The organism is Marinomonas posidonica (genome assembly GCF_043643765.1).
Lineage (GTDB): Bacteria > Pseudomonadota > Gammaproteobacteria > Pseudomonadales > Marinomonadaceae > Marinomonas > Marinomonas posidonica_A.
On the sequence record NZ_JBHZSP010000001.1, the window covers coordinates 327,599 to 343,266 of the forward strand.

At 43.4% G+C, this 15,668-nt stretch carries 16 protein-coding genes; 11 read left to right on the plus strand and 5 right to left on the minus strand.

Annotated elements, in window-relative coordinates; all coding sequences use genetic code 11:
* Together lipA and ACHUFM_RS01620 are read left to right on the plus strand one after the other, a co-directional pair.
* Positions 1-960, plus strand: a complete 960-nt coding sequence (gene lipA, locus ACHUFM_RS01615) for a lipoyl synthase (RefSeq protein ID WP_394178918.1) — start codon at positions 1-3, stop codon at positions 958-960.
* Between the two features lie 390 nt (positions 961-1,350).
* Positions 1,351-2,238, plus strand: a complete 888-nt coding sequence (locus tag ACHUFM_RS01620) for a GNAT family N-acetyltransferase (RefSeq protein WP_394178920.1) — start codon at positions 1,351-1,353, stop codon at positions 2,236-2,238.
* A gap of 16 nt (positions 2,239-2,254) precedes the next feature.
* Here ACHUFM_RS01620 and ACHUFM_RS01625 read toward each other — a convergent pair whose 3' ends face one another.
* The gene (locus tag ACHUFM_RS01625) at positions 2,255-2,965 is read right to left on the minus strand and encodes a hypothetical protein (protein ID WP_394178922.1); all 711 of its coding nucleotides are present in this window, start codon (positions 2,963-2,965) and stop codon (positions 2,255-2,257) included.
* 183 nt (positions 2,966-3,148) lie between these two features.
* On the opposite strand from ACHUFM_RS01625, the gene parC reads away from it, so the two are divergent.
* The 3 genes from parC to bfr (ACHUFM_RS01640) all read left to right on the plus strand — a co-directional run bounded on the left by parC (position 3,149) and on the right by bfr (ACHUFM_RS01640) (position 6,503).
* Positions 3,149-5,446 (plus strand): DNA topoisomerase IV subunit A, encoded by a 2,298-nt coding sequence (gene parC / locus ACHUFM_RS01630; RefSeq protein ID WP_394178924.1) that lies wholly within the window; start codon positions 3,149-3,151, stop codon positions 5,444-5,446.
* 109 nt (positions 5,447-5,555) lie between these two features.
* On the plus strand, positions 5,556-6,029 hold the full coding sequence (bfr, locus tag ACHUFM_RS01635) for a bacterioferritin (protein ID WP_063331879.1): 474 nt from the start codon (positions 5,556-5,558) through the stop codon (positions 6,027-6,029).
* Positions 6,030-6,038: 9 nt separating this feature from the next.
* Positions 6,039-6,503: a bacterioferritin gene (gene bfr, locus ACHUFM_RS01640; protein WP_394178927.1), complete on the plus strand. Its 465-nt coding sequence runs from the start codon at positions 6,039-6,041 to the stop codon at positions 6,501-6,503.
* 15 nt (positions 6,504-6,518) lie between these two features.
* On the opposite strand, the gene ACHUFM_RS01645 is transcribed toward bfr (ACHUFM_RS01640), so the two are convergent.
* The 3 genes from ACHUFM_RS01645 to ACHUFM_RS01655 form a co-directional block, all read right to left on the minus strand.
* A complete protein-coding gene (locus tag ACHUFM_RS01645) occupies positions 6,519-6,713 on the minus strand; it encodes a (2Fe-2S)-binding protein (protein ID WP_013795758.1) in 195 nt (64 codons plus the stop codon).
* 165 nt (positions 6,714-6,878) lie between these two features.
* Positions 6,879-7,520 carry a DsbA family oxidoreductase gene (locus tag ACHUFM_RS01650; protein WP_394178930.1) on the minus strand — a complete coding sequence of 214 codons (642 nt, stop codon included), beginning with the start codon at positions 7,518-7,520 and terminating at the stop codon, positions 6,879-6,881.
* A 23-nt stretch (positions 7,521-7,543) separates the two neighbouring features.
* Positions 7,544-8,218, minus strand: coding sequence for a DNA-3-methyladenine glycosylase I (locus tag ACHUFM_RS01655; RefSeq protein ID WP_394178932.1), 675 nt, complete (start codon positions 8,216-8,218; stop codon positions 7,544-7,546).
* Between the two features lie 180 nt (positions 8,219-8,398).
* Here ACHUFM_RS01655 and ACHUFM_RS01660 point away from each other — a divergent pair, with 180 nt between their 5' ends.
* From ACHUFM_RS01660 to ACHUFM_RS01680, 5 genes are read left to right on the plus strand one after another with little or no spacing between them, the layout of a single operon-like run.
* Positions 8,399-9,124, plus strand: coding sequence for a pyridoxine 5'-phosphate synthase (locus ACHUFM_RS01660; protein ID WP_394178934.1), 726 nt, complete (start codon positions 8,399-8,401; stop codon positions 9,122-9,124).
* A 38-nt stretch (positions 9,125-9,162) separates the two neighbouring features.
* Positions 9,163-9,747, plus strand: coding sequence for a tRNA-uridine aminocarboxypropyltransferase (locus ACHUFM_RS01665; protein WP_394178936.1), 585 nt, complete (start codon positions 9,163-9,165; stop codon positions 9,745-9,747).
* 40 nt (positions 9,748-9,787) lie between these two features.
* Positions 9,788-10,081 (plus strand): DUF1244 domain-containing protein, encoded by a 294-nt coding sequence (locus ACHUFM_RS01670; protein ID WP_063331884.1) that lies wholly within the window; start codon positions 9,788-9,790, stop codon positions 10,079-10,081.
* A complete protein-coding gene (locus tag ACHUFM_RS01675) occupies positions 10,056-10,778 on the plus strand; it encodes a transglutaminase-like cysteine peptidase (RefSeq protein ID WP_394178938.1) in 723 nt (240 codons plus the stop codon). Before ACHUFM_RS01670 ends, ACHUFM_RS01675 begins: the two co-directional genes overlap by 26 nt.
* A 10-nt stretch (positions 10,779-10,788) precedes the next feature.
* Positions 10,789-12,738, plus strand: coding sequence for a bifunctional diguanylate cyclase/phosphodiesterase (locus tag ACHUFM_RS01680; RefSeq protein WP_394178940.1), 1,950 nt, complete (start codon positions 10,789-10,791; stop codon positions 12,736-12,738).
* 115 nt (positions 12,739-12,853) lie between these two features.
* Here the strand turns inward: ACHUFM_RS01680 and ACHUFM_RS01685 are convergent, their stop codons facing one another.
* Positions 12,854-13,228 carry a hypothetical protein gene (locus ACHUFM_RS01685; RefSeq protein ID WP_394178942.1) on the minus strand — a complete coding sequence of 125 codons (375 nt, stop codon included), beginning with the start codon at positions 13,226-13,228 and terminating at the stop codon, positions 12,854-12,856.
* 141 nt (positions 13,229-13,369) lie between these two features.
* Here ACHUFM_RS01685 and ACHUFM_RS01690 point away from each other — a divergent pair, with 141 nt between their 5' ends.
* On the plus strand, positions 13,370-15,667 hold the full coding sequence (locus tag ACHUFM_RS01690) for a type I secretion system permease/ATPase (protein WP_394178944.1): 2,298 nt from the start codon (positions 13,370-13,372) through the stop codon (positions 15,665-15,667).
* Position 15,668 lies beyond the last annotated feature (1 nt).

The following is a 15,668-nucleotide window of genomic DNA, read 5'->3' on the forward strand; positions in this document are numbered from 1 at the left end:
ATGACAGCAGAACGCAAACGCGTTGTTCAGGGGGAGAAACTACGTGGCGCCGATAAGATGGCACGTATCCCAATTAAAATTGTACCAACAGAAGAAATTCCTCGTAAGCCAGAATGGCTTCGAGTTCGTATGCCAGCTTCACCGGAAATTGCTCGTATTAAGAGTACGCTACGGGAGCACAAATTGGCTTCCGTATGTGAAGAGGCAAACTGCCCAAATTTAGGTGAATGTTTCAGCAATGGTACGGCTACCTTCATGATTATGGGTGAAATTTGTACACGTCGTTGTCCATTCTGTGATGTGGCGCACGGTCGTCCAAATGCTTTAAGTCAAGATGAACCAAAAGAGCTAGCAGCGGCGATTCGCGATATGAAGTTAAAATACGTTGTGATCACGTCAGTGGATCGTGATGATCTTCGAGATGGTGGTGCACAGCACTTTGTTGACTGTATCCGTGAAACTCGTGCTGAAAGTCCAAATATTGAGATTGAAACATTGGTACCAGACTTCCGTGGTCGTATGGAAGTGGCGATTAATACCTTAGAGCAAGCACCACCAGATGTGTTTAATCATAATCTAGAGTCTATTCCTCGTCTGTATCGTCAAGTTCGACCAGGGTCTGATTATCAATGGTCATTGGATCTATTGAAAAACTTTAAAGATCGTTGTCCCGATGTACCAACCAAGTCAGGTTTGATGGTCGGTATGGGTGAGACGTTTGAAGAAATCGTAGAAGTGCTAAAAGACTTGCGTGCTCATAACGTAGATATGTTGACCATTGGTCAATATTTGCAGCCTTCTAAACACCATTTCCCAATGGCTCGTTTTGTACCACCAGAAGAGTTTGCTCGTTATGAAGAAGTGGCGAAAGAGCTGGGATTCAAGCATGCGGCTTGTGGACCACTAGTACGTTCTTCTTATCATGCTGATAAACAAGCACACGGTGAACGCGTTTCTTAATACGTTTGTCTGATTAAAAAAGCGAAGCTTGAAGTGACTCTTCTAGCTTCGCTTTTTTGTTTTAACGTTGCGCAGATATAAAAAAGCCCGCACTTGGCGGGCGTCAAGCTATCCTTATCTCTACCAATATAAGGGGAATATTAATAAAGAACATCCATTCGCACGGTCAGTGAAGAGGTAAATAAAGCCGTGCATCTAGTATATTGGTTGTCATCGTTAGTCGTTAAACTTGTTGAAAGTAACAAGGAATGCATGAAAGAACCTATACTTAGACATAGCCAATTAACTATAGTCAGAAATAAGGATTTCGCGACTTTTAGTTAAACGGCGAATTCAGATCCGATTAAAGACCCGCAAATAACAACCAACATTACTTATGTTAGAGGCTTCATGAGCGTATTTAGTTCCACGGCGAATCAAAAATATTTTGCAGTCGTGCTTTCAGTGAAATTGATGCTGGAGGATCTGACTCATCGCATCATGATTGAAAAGCTGCTCATGATGGCAAAAGATAAGTCAGGTTATCTTGGTGAAGAGACTAGCTTTGGCGAGATTTATACGCTGATTACCTATTGGCAGACTGAGGCGGCGGCGCAAGAATGGCAAGAAGACGAAATGTTGCGTAGGGTCTTGTCATTAGGGGAGCATTTTTGGTATCAAGAGTATTCGATTAAATCTTGTATTGTGACTAAGGACATGTCGTTTAAAACTGCTAATGCTGATTTACATGCCTCTCGTTTTCCTAGCATCAAGACACCCCGTGGTGTGCTTCGTATTTTAGACGAGTCCCAGGCCGATTTACTGCATGATTATGTTAATTCCGAAAAGCACTTTTTGGCACCATGGGAGCCGTTAAGAAATGAGGCTTACTATTCACTTGAAACCTGTCAGTTGAGAGTGCGCGAAATGCGTCGCGATTTTTTGGAGGATAAAGGCTGTGTTCTGTGTTTGCTAACACCTGATGAGACGAAGATGCTGGCTTATAGTAATTACTCCAATATTGTTCGTGGTGTATTTCAGGCATGCACGCTAGGTTACAGTTTACGTGAAAGTGAACAGGGTAAAGGCTTAATGAATGAAATGCTGACGTCTGGCATTCGTTATATGCAAAAAGAGCAACAGATTGATCGCATTCAAGCTGGGTATATGCCTAGGAATGAGCGTAGTGCCGCAGTGCTAGCTACATTAGGTTTTGAAAAGGAAGGGGTGGCAAGAGATTATTTGAAAATTAATGGTCAGTGGGAGGATCATGTTCTAACAGCTTTGATTTTACGATAATGCGTATCTTCATTACCTAAGAAGGGCGATTTAAGACAATCACACGGCCTTTTAGTTTTTGTTGTTGAGAGACAATGACAGTCAGAGCAATCAAGTGGTCATCGTCAGGGTTGATGATGCCGCTGGCTTCTCTGGCTGGAATGAACTGGCCAAACTCTGTGCAAGGGATGACAACAGCGTTCTTTTTAGCCAAATAAGCAGACCCTTTTAAAGGCAGAACATAATGGCTGGCGGCTTTTTGATAGTATAGGGCTTCGGAATAATGGGCCGGGTATTTCTCAATGCAAATTCGAGCCGTGTTGCTTTCCCATAATGGCCATACTTGAATGTGTTTCTTTTCTAATTTTGAATCTACTGTGCCTGTAGAAACTTTTTGTAATGTTTGATGCTGGCCTGTTAATGCCATGTTAGTGAATCGAATGGTACAAAGAGTGGCATTGGGGGTCAGTAAAGTAAGCACACTAGACTGTTGGCTTGGTAACCAAACGGCTTGATAGGGTTTTAAGTTCACTGAGTGTTGCTCTGATTGCAGATGAATTTCCCCTTTGATGACGAAGCAAAAAAGATGCTCAGCTGGTCGATAAAGGCGCGAAGGTGTGGCTGTTTGATTTAGGTGTTCATGGACAATCAAAAGCTCCTCTTGTTGGTGTACAATGGTGCGCTTGCTTTCACCGTAAAGAGGATGCTGGATAATAGGGAGTGTATTGTGGTTTGCTTGACTCACCATTTTAAACCTTCTGTTAGAACCATTCTATTAAAGCATGAGAATATAGCCCTTACCATTAGAATATTGCCATGGGAGTTGCAGTGCATTATGGAGATTCTTTATAGTTGTGCCCAGAGAAAAAAGTATATTGTTTCCCCATGCGGTTAGCTTGTAGATTTAAACGATAGAAGAAGGAATGCTTCCTTGAGTGAGTTGTCAAATTTTGAGTCTAATGAAACCCTTTCATTAAAAGACTATACCGAAAAAGCGTACTTGAACTACTCTATGTACGTTATTCTAGACCGTGCTTTGCCCCATATTGGGGACGGTCTAAAACCCGTACAACGTCGCATTATTTACGCCATGAGCGAACTAGGGCTTAAGGCAACCGCTAAGTACAAAAAATCCGCTCGTACTGTCGGGGATGTGTTGGGTAAGTTTCACCCCCACGGTGACAGTGCTTGTTACGAAGCCATGGTGTTAATGGCACAACCTTTTTCCTATCGTTATCCATTGGTGGATGGGCAAGGTAACTGGGGCGCACCAGATGATCCTAAGTCATTTGCCGCCATGCGTTATACCGAATCACGTCTGTCAAAATACGCCGATGTATTACTCAAAGAAGTGTCTCAAGGTACGGTAGATTGGGTGCCAAACTTTGATGGAACGATGCAAGAGCCATCGGTATTGCCAGCGCGTCTGCCTAACCTCTTACTGAATGGTACCACGGGGATTGCGGTTGGTATGGCGACGGACATTCCGCCACATAACCTGAGAGAGGTGGGCGAAGCCTGTATTCACTTATTGAATAACCCCAATGCCGATTTAGAAGATTTGCTGAATTTTGTGCAAGGACCAGACTTCCCTACAGGTGGCGAGATCATTACGCCAAAAAGTGACATCGTTAAATTATACGAAACCGGCAAAGGGCAGATTAAAGCCCGCGCTCGTTTTGAGATGGAAGAAGGTGAAATCGTCATCACGGAACTGCCGCATCAAGTGTCAGGTAGTAAAATTCTTGAGCAAATCGCCGCACAGATGCAAGCCAAAAAACTACCAATGGTGGTGGATCTTCGCGACGAATCAGATCATGAAAACCCTACCCGTTTAGTGATTGTGCCTAAATCAAACCGTGTTGATATCGATGCTGTGATGACGCATTTATTTGCCACAACGGATTTGGAAAAGTCTTATCGTGTGAATATGAATGTCATTGGTCTTGATGGCTTACCACAGGTTAAACCCCTTAAGAATTTCTTATCTGAATGGTTGCGTTTCCGAATTGACGTAGTGCGCAAACGTCTGCAATTTCGTTTAGACAAAGTGCTTAACCGTCTTCACATCTTAGAAGGTTTGTTGATCGCGTATTTGAGCATCGATGAAGTGATCGAAATCATCCGCAATGAAGATAAGCCAAAGATGGAGTTGATGGCGCGCTTTGATTTGAGTGAAATTCAAGCTGAAGCCATCTTAGAATTGAAGTTGCGTCATTTGGCGAAACTGGAAGAAATTCGCATCAGGGGTGAGCAGGATGAATTAGAGAAAGAGCGCAAAATGTTAGAAGGTTTATTGTCTTCTGATCGTAAGTTGAAGAAGCTTATCTCTGACGAAATACAAGAAGCCGTTGATCTGTTTGGTGATGATCGTCGTACTCCAATTGTAGCTCGTAAAGAGGCGCAAGCCTTTAGTGAGGAAGATCTGTTGTCAAATGACCCCATTACGGTGGTGATTTCAAAACAAGGTTGGATTCGCGCAGCCAAAGGTCATGATATTGATGTGCAAGGTTTAAGCTACAAATCTGGTGATGAGTTCTTGATCAGCACCAGAGGTCGTTCAAATCAAACTTTGGTTTTGTTTGCATCGAATGGCAGAACCTATTCCATTAAAGCACATACTTTGCCGTCTGCACGTGGGCAAGGGGAGCCAGTTACGGGGCGAATCTCTTTGGAGAAAGATTCGACGATTGTTGCGGCGGTATTAGACAAAGAGGAAGCGCATTATTTGGTTGCCAGTGATGCAGGTTATGGTTTTGTTGCGCAATTGAAAGATTTGTATGCTAAAAATAAAGCAGGTAAGGCGACTCTGAGCTTGCCCATAGGGGCTAAAGTTTTGTCTCCTGTGGTGGTATCGAGTACAGAAACGGGACGCGTTGTTGCAATATCTAATGAGGGGAGAATGTTAGTCTTTGACGTTGCTTCATTGCCACAGATGGCAAAAGGTAAAGGCAACAAGATGATTAGCATCCCAAGTGCTCGTGCAGCGCAGGGCGAAGAGCTGGTCGTGGCGATGGCATGTGTTCAACCCGAGGATTTGTTGCTGGCTTTGTCTGGTAAACGTTTTATGAACTTTACCGAAAAAGACTTACAAGAATACATGGGAGAGCGTGGCCGTCGTGGCTTGAAGTTACCAAGAGGTTTCCAACGAATTGATGGTCTGGAAGTGAAAGTAGGCGAAGGCAAAGTGACTTCGACTGTGGCCACCCCTGATGCAGATTTGTTCTAAGGGTAAGAAGTTGGTTGTGACTGAATAACACCTAGGTCACAACCTAATGATAAGGTGTTAACTCGGCGTTACTGAATGTTTAAGTAATGTCACTTGTGAGGAGAGAAATATGAAAGGCAGTCAGAAAGTAATTGATAGTCTGAATGCATTGTTGGCTAATGAACTGGCCGCAATTGATCAGTACTTCATTCACTCTCGCATGTACGATGATTGGGGTTTAAACAAGCTTTATGAGCGTTTGAATCACGAAATGGAAGAAGAAACTCAGCACTCAGATTGGCTAATTAAGCGTATTTTGTTCTTGGAAGGTGTACCTTGCATGACGAAACGACGTGATCTTTTGGTTGGGTCCGATGTTCGTTCAATGATGCAGAATGATCTAACACTTGAGCTAGAAGTGGTTAGCAGTGTCCGTGGTGCGATTAAAATCTGTGAAGAAGAAGGCGACTATCAAACTCGCGAGACACTAGAAAAGCTTCTGTTTGATACCGAAGAAGATCATGTTTATTGGTTGGAGCAGCAGCTTGGCCTAATGGATAAGATTGGCATGCAGAACTACTACCAATCTCAGATGGGTAACTAGGAGCAGGCTATGAAAGGTGATCGCGACGTTGTTGCTAGTTTAAATAAGGTGTTGGCGAACGAGTTAGTAGGAATTAACCAATATTTCCTTCACGCTCGTATGTTTAAGGACTTTGGTTTTTCAGCTTTGGATAAAGCCGATTACAAAACCTCAATCCAAAAAATGAAAAACGCGGATCGTTTGATTGAGCGTATTTTATTTTTAGAAGGTTTGCCTAACCTTCAAGACTTAGGTCGACTTCGCATTGGTGAAAACAGCGAAGAAATGATTTCCGCGAATCTAGAATTTGAGTTGGGTACGGTTGGTGTAGTGAAATCTGCCATTGAATTATGTGAGCAAAAGCTTGATTTTATGAGCCGTGATACCTTGGAAAATATTCTGGAAGAGCAAGAAGAGCAGATTGATTGGCTGGAAACGCAGCAACAATTGATTAAAACTTCAGGAATTGAAAACTATCTACAGTCTCAAATGTAATAAAACAAAGTAGCATCAAGCAACTTGAAATTGGCTATCGGCTATTTTGATGAGTTCTTGGTTCAGTACTTGTTTCGCGCACTGGCAGCACTTGCCACATTGACTACCAATGCTGTGCTCTTTGTACAGGGCACGCATGGTAGTCGCGCCATCTTGTATTGAAGCTTTGATGTCTTTGTCTGAGACTTTGTTACAAATACATACGTACATGAATGAAAATTACTCTCATTAGTGTTTATATGTTTTGATTTTATTTTTAATGTGAATGATTATCAACATTAAAATTCTTATTAACTTGAGAGTATTGATAGTTTTTTTGAAGTGAAAAAAATGGGAGGCCGATTGCCTCCCATTTTTTATGCAGATAAGACCGCTTTAGTGCTCTTTTTCTGCAATGTCGTTGAGTACTTTTAAGAAGGATTCTGGGTCATGTGCACCGTGTATCATGTATTTATCATTGATGACATAAGTTGGCACTGATTGGATGTCCATGCTGCGCAAATGCTTGAGCTTTTTTTCCGTTAAGGTTTTGGCTTCATCGCTAATAGCATAAGCAAGGTCGGTGTCTTTTAAACCCGACGCTAGAGCGATTTTTTCCAGTACGGCTTGCTGTCCTATGTTCTCGCCATGAGTGAAGTAAGCATGGAACAGCGCAAGCACATAAGGAGTGGCCAGACCTGCTTTGCTGGCCGCAAGGACAAACTGATGCGTTAGTTTGGTGTTAGGGATCTGGTCTTTCTCAGTAAAGTTAAATTCAATCCCAGCCTCTTTCCCCACATGTTGTAATGCGTGGCTCACTTCATTGAGTTTTTCCTGACTACCAAATTTTGATCCTAAGTAGCTTTCTCGATCTGCGCCGGATAATGGCATATCGGGGTGCAATTCGAATGGCTGCCAACGGATATCAATTTTGTAATCTTCACCAAGCTGATCGATGGCTTGTTTTAAACGGGAATAGCCTAGGTAACACCAAGGGCAAACGATGTCTGAAATAATGTCGATACGAAGATCGGCCATGAGTTCTCCTGAATGTAAACGTGTTAGTAAATGCTTAGGGCGAGGCATTGGCTGATCTCTGTATAGGATCGTCCGCTTTGCTGCTGCCAGTGGTTAAAAGCGTCCTGAGCGGCTTGCCAAGCCGATTGCGTGTCTTTTCCTGTGGTGATGATTTGATGATGGCGAAGATAGCCTTCTACGTCTTTGGTAAGCAAAAAAGTGTCTTTACCCATTGCTCGTAAGGTATAGGGACCAGTATTGCCACCTAAACGAGCTCCGTGCTTTTTAAGGTGTCGCCACAAACCAATAATGTTATCGCTAGGCCAATCGGCAATAAAGTGACTAAAAGAAGTGTGCTTCTGTTGGCTGTCATGAATCATTAAAGCATTTTGACGAATCGTCATGACTTTTCCTAAATGCCGGATGATGCGCTGATCCTTGGCTTTTTCTTCCCACATTTCATCATGAATCAGAAGCATCTTTTCAATATCAAAATGGAAAAACACCTCTTCAAAATTTGGCCATTTATTGCGTACGACTTGCCAGCTAATGCCAGATTGAAAGACTTTCTGACTAAAGGCAGATAACCAGCGGTCATCCGTATGATTCTTTAATTCGTTACTAGCCAAGGGGCGAGACAATCTCTGTTCGAGGGCGCGTTCGCCACCATGTCGTTGGGCGGCACGCTGATAAATGTCTTCAAAGCGTTCGTAATGCATTAAGGAGTGTCCTATTTTTGAGCTATAACAAAGCCTGTGCGCTTGCTGCTGGTGGCCTCTTTATTGGGCAAGTTTATCATAAGCTGAATGGTAGATTTGGCAGAAGTTAAGGAGATTTAGTATTGAGAAAGAAGAGTTTGTTTTATAATGCGCGAAAATGATCGAATCGAGAGACATGGCATGACACATTTAAGCGTTAACCTGAACAAAATTGGTCTATTACGTAATTCCCGTGGGCGCAACTATCCGAACATGGTTGAAATGGCAGAACGTACCCTAATGTTAGGTGCCTTTGGTGTCACCATTCATCCACGACCAGATCAGCGTCATGCAACGTATCAAGATGCTTATGATCTAAAAGATTTGTTAAAACGTTTTCCATCTGCAGAGTTGAATATAGAAGGCTTTCCCGATGCCAAATTCTTAGAAGTGGTTCAGGAAGTGGTGCCACATCAATGCACATTGGTACCGGATGATCCAAATCAATTAACCTCAGACCATGGTTGGAATCTGGCTCGTGATCAAGATGCTTTGCGTCCTGTGATTGCAAAACTCAAGCAGAAAGGCATTCGAGTTGTGCTGTTTATGGACCCGGTAGCAGAAAACATGCAACTGGCGAAAGACATAGGGGCTGACCGGGTTGAGTTGTATACCGAAGCCTACGCTAATGCCTATGGCAAAGAAGGCGCGGAGGCGGTGCTGGCTCAATATCAGCAGGCGGCGCAAGCGGCTGTGATGGCCGGTTTGGGGGTGAACGCGGGCCACGATTTGGATCTGAATAACGTTGAAGCCTTGTGCGCGCCGGGTCATATTGCTGAAGTGTCAATTGGGCATGCTTTGACTGCAGAGGCATTAGACCTTGGCTGGGACCAGGTCGTGCGAGCTTATTTGGCGAAGCTATCTTAGTGTTTGGCTGCTCATGTTAAGCTATGGGAGCTACGTCGATGACGTCGAATAAACGTCCTCAGTGTGATGCCTGTGGTTTCTTACAGTCACAATGTGTTTGCGCCTGGATACCATTATTGACAAGTCGCTTGAAGGTTTTGGTTGTACAAGATCGTAAAGAGGCATCACACGCAAAAAACACAGTCACGTTATTGCGTCTGGCTTTGCCATCAGTAGAGTGTATTGATAGTGATGATGTGTCGTGTTTGTCACACTTAGATGTCAACACTTGGCGTCTGTTGTTTCCCAGTCAGGGGGCGACACCTGTTGAGTCAGTTACTGAGGATCAAAAAAGCCAAATAGAAGGGGTTATTTTGCTTGATGCCACTTGGCGAAAAGCAAAGAAGTTACTGCTTAGTGAACCGCTTCTGCACGGTTTTAAAAGGTTGTCGTTTGAGCAACCACCCGTTGGGGCCTATGCCATTAGAAAGTCACCAAATGATCAGGCTCTATCAACCTTAGAAGCGTGTGCTTATTGCATTGAACAACTGTGTGCCGAAGACATGCAAGGTTTGCGTGATTTTATGCAACAGGCTCAGGCTTGGCAATGGCGCCGACAACCAAAGCAGCACCAACACCTTTAGGTGGTGGGCAGTCAATTTGAAATGAGGTGAGAAATAAATCGTGGATAAGCAAACTGAAATTGAAGCGGCGGTGTTACGTCGTTTGTTAAAACACCTAGATGACAACAAAACAGTACAAAATATAGACTTAATGAATCTTGCAGGTTTTTGTCGAAACTGTTTGAGTAAGTGGTATATGGCAGAAGCTGAAAATCAAGGTGTTGAAGTAAGTTATGATGAAGCGCGTGAATATGTGTACGGTGAACCCTATGAGGCTTGGAAGGTGAAACATCAACCAAAGGCCACGGCCGAGCAATTAGCCGCTTTTGATGCTAAGTCTCAGTCTAAAAAATAGTTCACGCCAAACAGGCCGATATCGTCTTTGGCCTGGTCGAGTGTTTAATCGCAAGCTTTTATTCGGCTTGCTTTTGCTCGTATGTATCATTTCTTCTTTTTATGTTTACGCTGAAATATCGGATAAATATCGCAAGCTTGCGAAACAAGCTGGCGAGGTCTATGGGGCTGATGCCGAAAAGCGGGTTCTAGCTTGGCGACGCTTAATTGATGAATCAAAAGATTTACCGATTGTTGATAAGCTGGCTAAGGTAAATAATTTCTTCAATCAAATGGATTTCGTTGATGATATTGATTTGTGGGGTAAGGATGATTACTGGGCGACCCCTATTGAATTTTTAGGGATGCGAGCAGGAGACTGCGAAGACTTCACCATTGCAAAATATTTTACCTTGCGTGAGCTTGGGGTCGTGGATGATAAACTGCGTTTGGTATACGTCAAGGCGTTACGTTTAAATCAGCATCATATGGTGTTGGCGTATTATCACAAGCCTACTTCTATTCCTGTGTTGTTGGATAATTTAGATAAAGAATTGAAGCCCGCGTCAAAACGCAACGACTTGTTGCCTATATATTCGTTTAATGCTGAGAATCTTTGGCTTTCCAAAGAGAAAGGGCGTGGTGTCTTGGTTGGGGGCTCCTCGCGCCTAAGCTTGTGGACAGATTTAAATGATCGTTTAAATACGATTTCAAATTAGGAGAACTAGGATGACGCTGTTCCGCCAATTGATGTTAACCATTGTAGCCATTTTTTCAGTCATGCTGGCCGTGGTTATGGGGATCAACTTTGATACCACAAAGGGCTATCTGATTGGTCAGTTGGAATCGACGACTCAAGATACGGCGACTTCCTTGAGTATGTCTGTGTCTGATTTTATGGCGTTGGAAGATTATGCTTCTGTCGAAAGTAGCATGAATGCGGTATTCGACAGTGGTTATTTCTCCGAAGTGAAAATCCACGTTTATGCGACAGAAAAAGATCTCGTACGACAAAATGAAACTAAAATTGAAGGCGTGCCTAGCTGGTTTATTCATTTAATCGATTTTAAAGTGCCTATCGCTAAAGCTGTTATTTCTAGTGGTTGGAATGAGTTAGGTCAAGTGTATGTAACCGGCAGTGCTGGTTACGGTTATCAGCAGTTGTGGCTGGCTTCACGCCATATTTTATTGTCATTTTTCATTATCGGTACGGTCACTTTGGTGCTGGGCAGCATAGCATTGAGGTATTTGTTCAAACCTTTGGCTGAGTTGGAAAAGCAGGCCGAAGCTATTCAACAGCGCCGTTTCATGAAGATGAAGAATGTGCCAAAGACACGAGAACTTAAGTCGGTCGTGTTGTCGATGAATCGCATGGCGGAAAAATTGGAAAAGGAATTTGCGGCCGAGGTAGAAACGGCACAATGGTTACAAGCTAAAGCCTTTAAAGATCCTGTGAGTGGTTTAGGTAATCGCCACTTTTTTGAAAGCCAGATGAAGTCACATTTTGCTGAGCCGGAAAGAGGCATTGATGGCTTGGCACTGATAGGCTTGGCCGATTTAGGTAAATTGAATAACGAGCGAGGCTACGAGTCAGCGGATATGTTTATTCAGGCGGCGGCGGATATTCTACAGAAGAAAGTGGCGGCTATTTCGTCTTTTGCCACGCTGGCGCGTTTATCCGGTGCTGATTTTGTTTTGTTGGTACCTAACTTTGACCATGAGCAGCTTAAACAGCTGGTGGAAGCGCTTATGACGGAGCTCTTAGAATTGAGTCAGGCGGACATTAGTTATTCTTCCTATGTTGGTAATGTTGGCGCTGTCACCATTGATGGCCAGGTCAGTAAAGGCAGCGCAATGGCTCAGGCCGACGCGGCGCTTCGTGAAGCGAAGCGAGCAGGGGAAAACTTAGTTACCGTGTATGACTTGAATACTAAGCAAGCCTTGTCAATTAATCGTTCTGAATGGAAAGGAATCCTTGAAAGTACCATTGCAAATAATGCCTTTAGTTTGAAGAAACAAGCCGTATATGAATTGGCTGAGCAGGACAAGATTTTGCATGAAGAAGTGTTTATGGGCTTGAGTTATGCAGGTAAAGACTTTCATGCAGGCTTCTTTATTGGCTTAGCGGAGCAATATCATCTCACGGCGCAAATTGATCAGGTCATTATCAACAAGGTATTGGACGTGATCAGTGGTAAAAAAGTTGCTAAGCCATTAACCGTTAACCTGTCTGGCTCTTCTTTCCATGATGAAGCATTCGCGGCTTGGCTGGATAAAACCTTGTCACAGCTTGATGATGCCGCACGCGCTTTGTTGATTTTCGAAATGTCAGAGCAAAGTGTGATTGCTGATGAGGAAGGGGCGCAGGTCTTGGCTAAGATTCTGAAGAAACGCTCTATCGTATTTGGGATTGATAATGTTGGGAAGCAATTTTCTGCTTTTCAATATTTAAAAGCATTGATGCCAAATTATGTGAAAGTTGATTCCTCATATACGCGAATGGCGGCAGGCAAAGAATCCGAGTCTTTCTTCTTACACAGCTTATGTAAAATGTTTAATAGCTTGAACATTGAAGTGATTGCCACCGGCATTGAGAGTGAAAAGCAACTTAACGCATTACAGCGATTTGATGTATTGGGTGGTCAAGGTTTTGCATTGGGTCGTGCTGAGCCAATGTAAGGACTGAACGCTAAACACCAAGCTAGATGTCAGTGTTATTTTTGGCAGGTTCTCACCCAGCTTGTTGTTAGGCGATGAGGTTATCGCTATAAGGGTAGGGGAAGCTGGATGGTGATTAAATGAATGAATCACCATCTGGATCGGTCAAGCTATCACGATCTGAAATTAAGTCTTCGTCTTGACTGTTGTGAACGCCACGAACCCATTTACGACTCAACAGTTTCTTTTGAGCAGCGGTGGGGAGCTCGGTGAACTGAATGATTCGTTTCTCTGAAAGAAGATCAATCAAATCCTCTAATACACGCATCATGTCGCTATCAGAATTCGTCAACATTTCTTGCGTATTTTTGTTATCGTTAGCGGTAAATTTTTTCTCTAAAATTTTGGCAACAGAGGGTTCATTCGGAGCCACTAATAGGCCGTATTCCTCTGATTGAGAGGTCGCAACATCTATGATGTCACCGTCTTCGTTAAGCTTTGCGTAGAGCATATTAGTGTCCCGTGTTTGTATCAATTTGTAGTGGAGTGTTTTGATAACTTCCCATCTTAGCTGAGAACTACTATTCTAGTCTAAAACTTACATCCTGTTGGTTTTAAATTGTTTTTTTCGTTTACTTAGGAGAATTAGAGTATGTCTGGCTCGGACCGTTCAGAACAGAACTCTTCATCGTCCCATCAAGAAGAGCCGCACCATTCGGACGATATGACAACAGATCACTCTGATTCTACTGTGACAGAGAATACGACAGTAGATGAAACGGATATGGATAACCAGAAACCACAATGGCAAGCTAACGCCACGACCTTAGAATATCCTAACCCTTTATTAGATTGCTTGGTGCTATTAAGTCGTTATTTTAATAACCCATACACCTCCGACGCCATCGCGGCAGGTTTGCCGATTACTGATGATTTAATGACACCTGAATTGTTTCTGCGGGCATCGAAACGAATTGGAATAAGTTCACGCTTTGTGAAACGAAAGTTGTCTAAAATTCCTCACATGGTGTTACCGACCGTTCTCTTATTAGACGATCAACAGGCGTGCGTGTTATTGGACATTAATGATGCAAAAGGTACGGCGAAAATTTTACGTTCTGAATCTGGTGAAGGTGAAATTACTTTGCCAATAGCCGAATTAGAAGCGGCTTACACGGGATACTGTTTTTTTGTTAAACCTGTTTATCAATTTGATAAACGTGCACAGAAGTCTGATGAAGCCAAGCAGAAAAAAGGCCATTGGTTTTGGGGAACTGTGCTTGGCTCTTGGCGGATTTATCGTGATGTGTTTATCGCCTCACTTTTAATCAATATGTTTGCGGTTGCTAGCCCTTTGTTCGTGATGAATGTATACGATCGAGTGGTGCCGAATAATGCGTTTGATACTTTGTGGGTATTGGCTATTGGTGCCGCCGCCGTGTACCTTTTTGATTTTTTATTACGCATGCTCAGAGCGTATTTTATCGACATCGCAGGAAAGAAATCGGACATTCTCATATCCGCTTCGATCTTTTCTAAAGTGAACAACATCACCATGGCGTCTCGGCCGAAATCGGTGGGGGCGTTTGCGAAGAATTTACAAGAATTTGAAAGTATCCGTGATTTTATCACTTCTGCCTCTATTACCACGTTAGTAGATATTCCATTTATGTTTTTAATCGTTGGGGTGATTTGGCTAATTGGTGGCCCAGTCGGCTACATTCCGATTATTACGATTGCGTTGATTTTGATCTACAGCATCATCATCCAAATACCCCTTAAACGTTCTATCGAAGAGAGCCAGAAAACCGCATCGCAGAAAAACGCTGTGTTGATTGAGAGTTTATATAATGCTGAGAGTGTGAAATTAAATAACGCGGAAGGTGTTTTACAAAAACAATGGGAAAACGCGGTTGGTAATATCGCTGACTGGGGGGTGAAGACACGTCAACTGTCTCAGTCCACTTCGTCGTTTGCCATGGTGGCACAGCAACTGACCACCGTGGTGATCGTGATCGTTGGTGTGTACCAAATTTCAGAGGGTTTAATGAGCATGGGAGCGCTAGTCGCATCCGTTATGCTAACAGGGCGTGCTCTTGGTCCTATGACGCAAGTTGCCAGTTTAGCAACCCGTTATAATCAGGCGAGATCAGCATTTGCCTCATTAAATGAGATCATGTCGTCACCAGTAGAAAACCCTGAAGACACTAAGTTTGTACATCGCCCTGTATTCAAAGGTGAGTTTCAATTTGATGCGGTCAATTTCTCTTATCCTGACCAAGATCAGGCTGCCGTGACCGATATTAATATTAATATCAGACAAGGGGAAAAAGTAGCGATTATTGGACGTATTGGGTCCGGTAAATCGACACTGGGTAAGATGATGACGGGTCTGTACACACCGAGCAGCGGAGCGATTCGTGTCGACGGTGTAGACCTTAGACAGATAAACCCTACGGATTTACGTCGTAATGTGGGTTCGGTGTCGCAAGACGTCAACCTATTCTATGGTTCGATCAAAGATAATATTGTCATGGGCGCACCTTACATGGAAGACGACGCGATCATTCGTGCTGCTGAATTATCTGGTGTGTCTGAATTTGCGAATCGTCGCTCAAATGGTTTAGACAGTTTGGTAGGGGAGCGTGGTGCATTATTGTCTGGTGGTCAGCGTCAAAGTATTGCGATTGCGAGGGCTCTGTTATTTGATCCACCTGTTTTGATCTTGGATGAACCGACGGCCTCAATGGATAACACCACTGAAGCACGCATGAAGAGACGTTTGATGGACGGGTTAAAAGATAAGACCTTGATTCTAATTACACACAAAGCGTCGATGCTTGACATGGTGGACCGTATCATCGTTATGGATAATGGTCGTTTAATCGCAGATGGTCCGAAAGCGCAAGTTCACGAAGCGCTCCGTCAAGGTAAGTTGAAGGTGAGTTGAT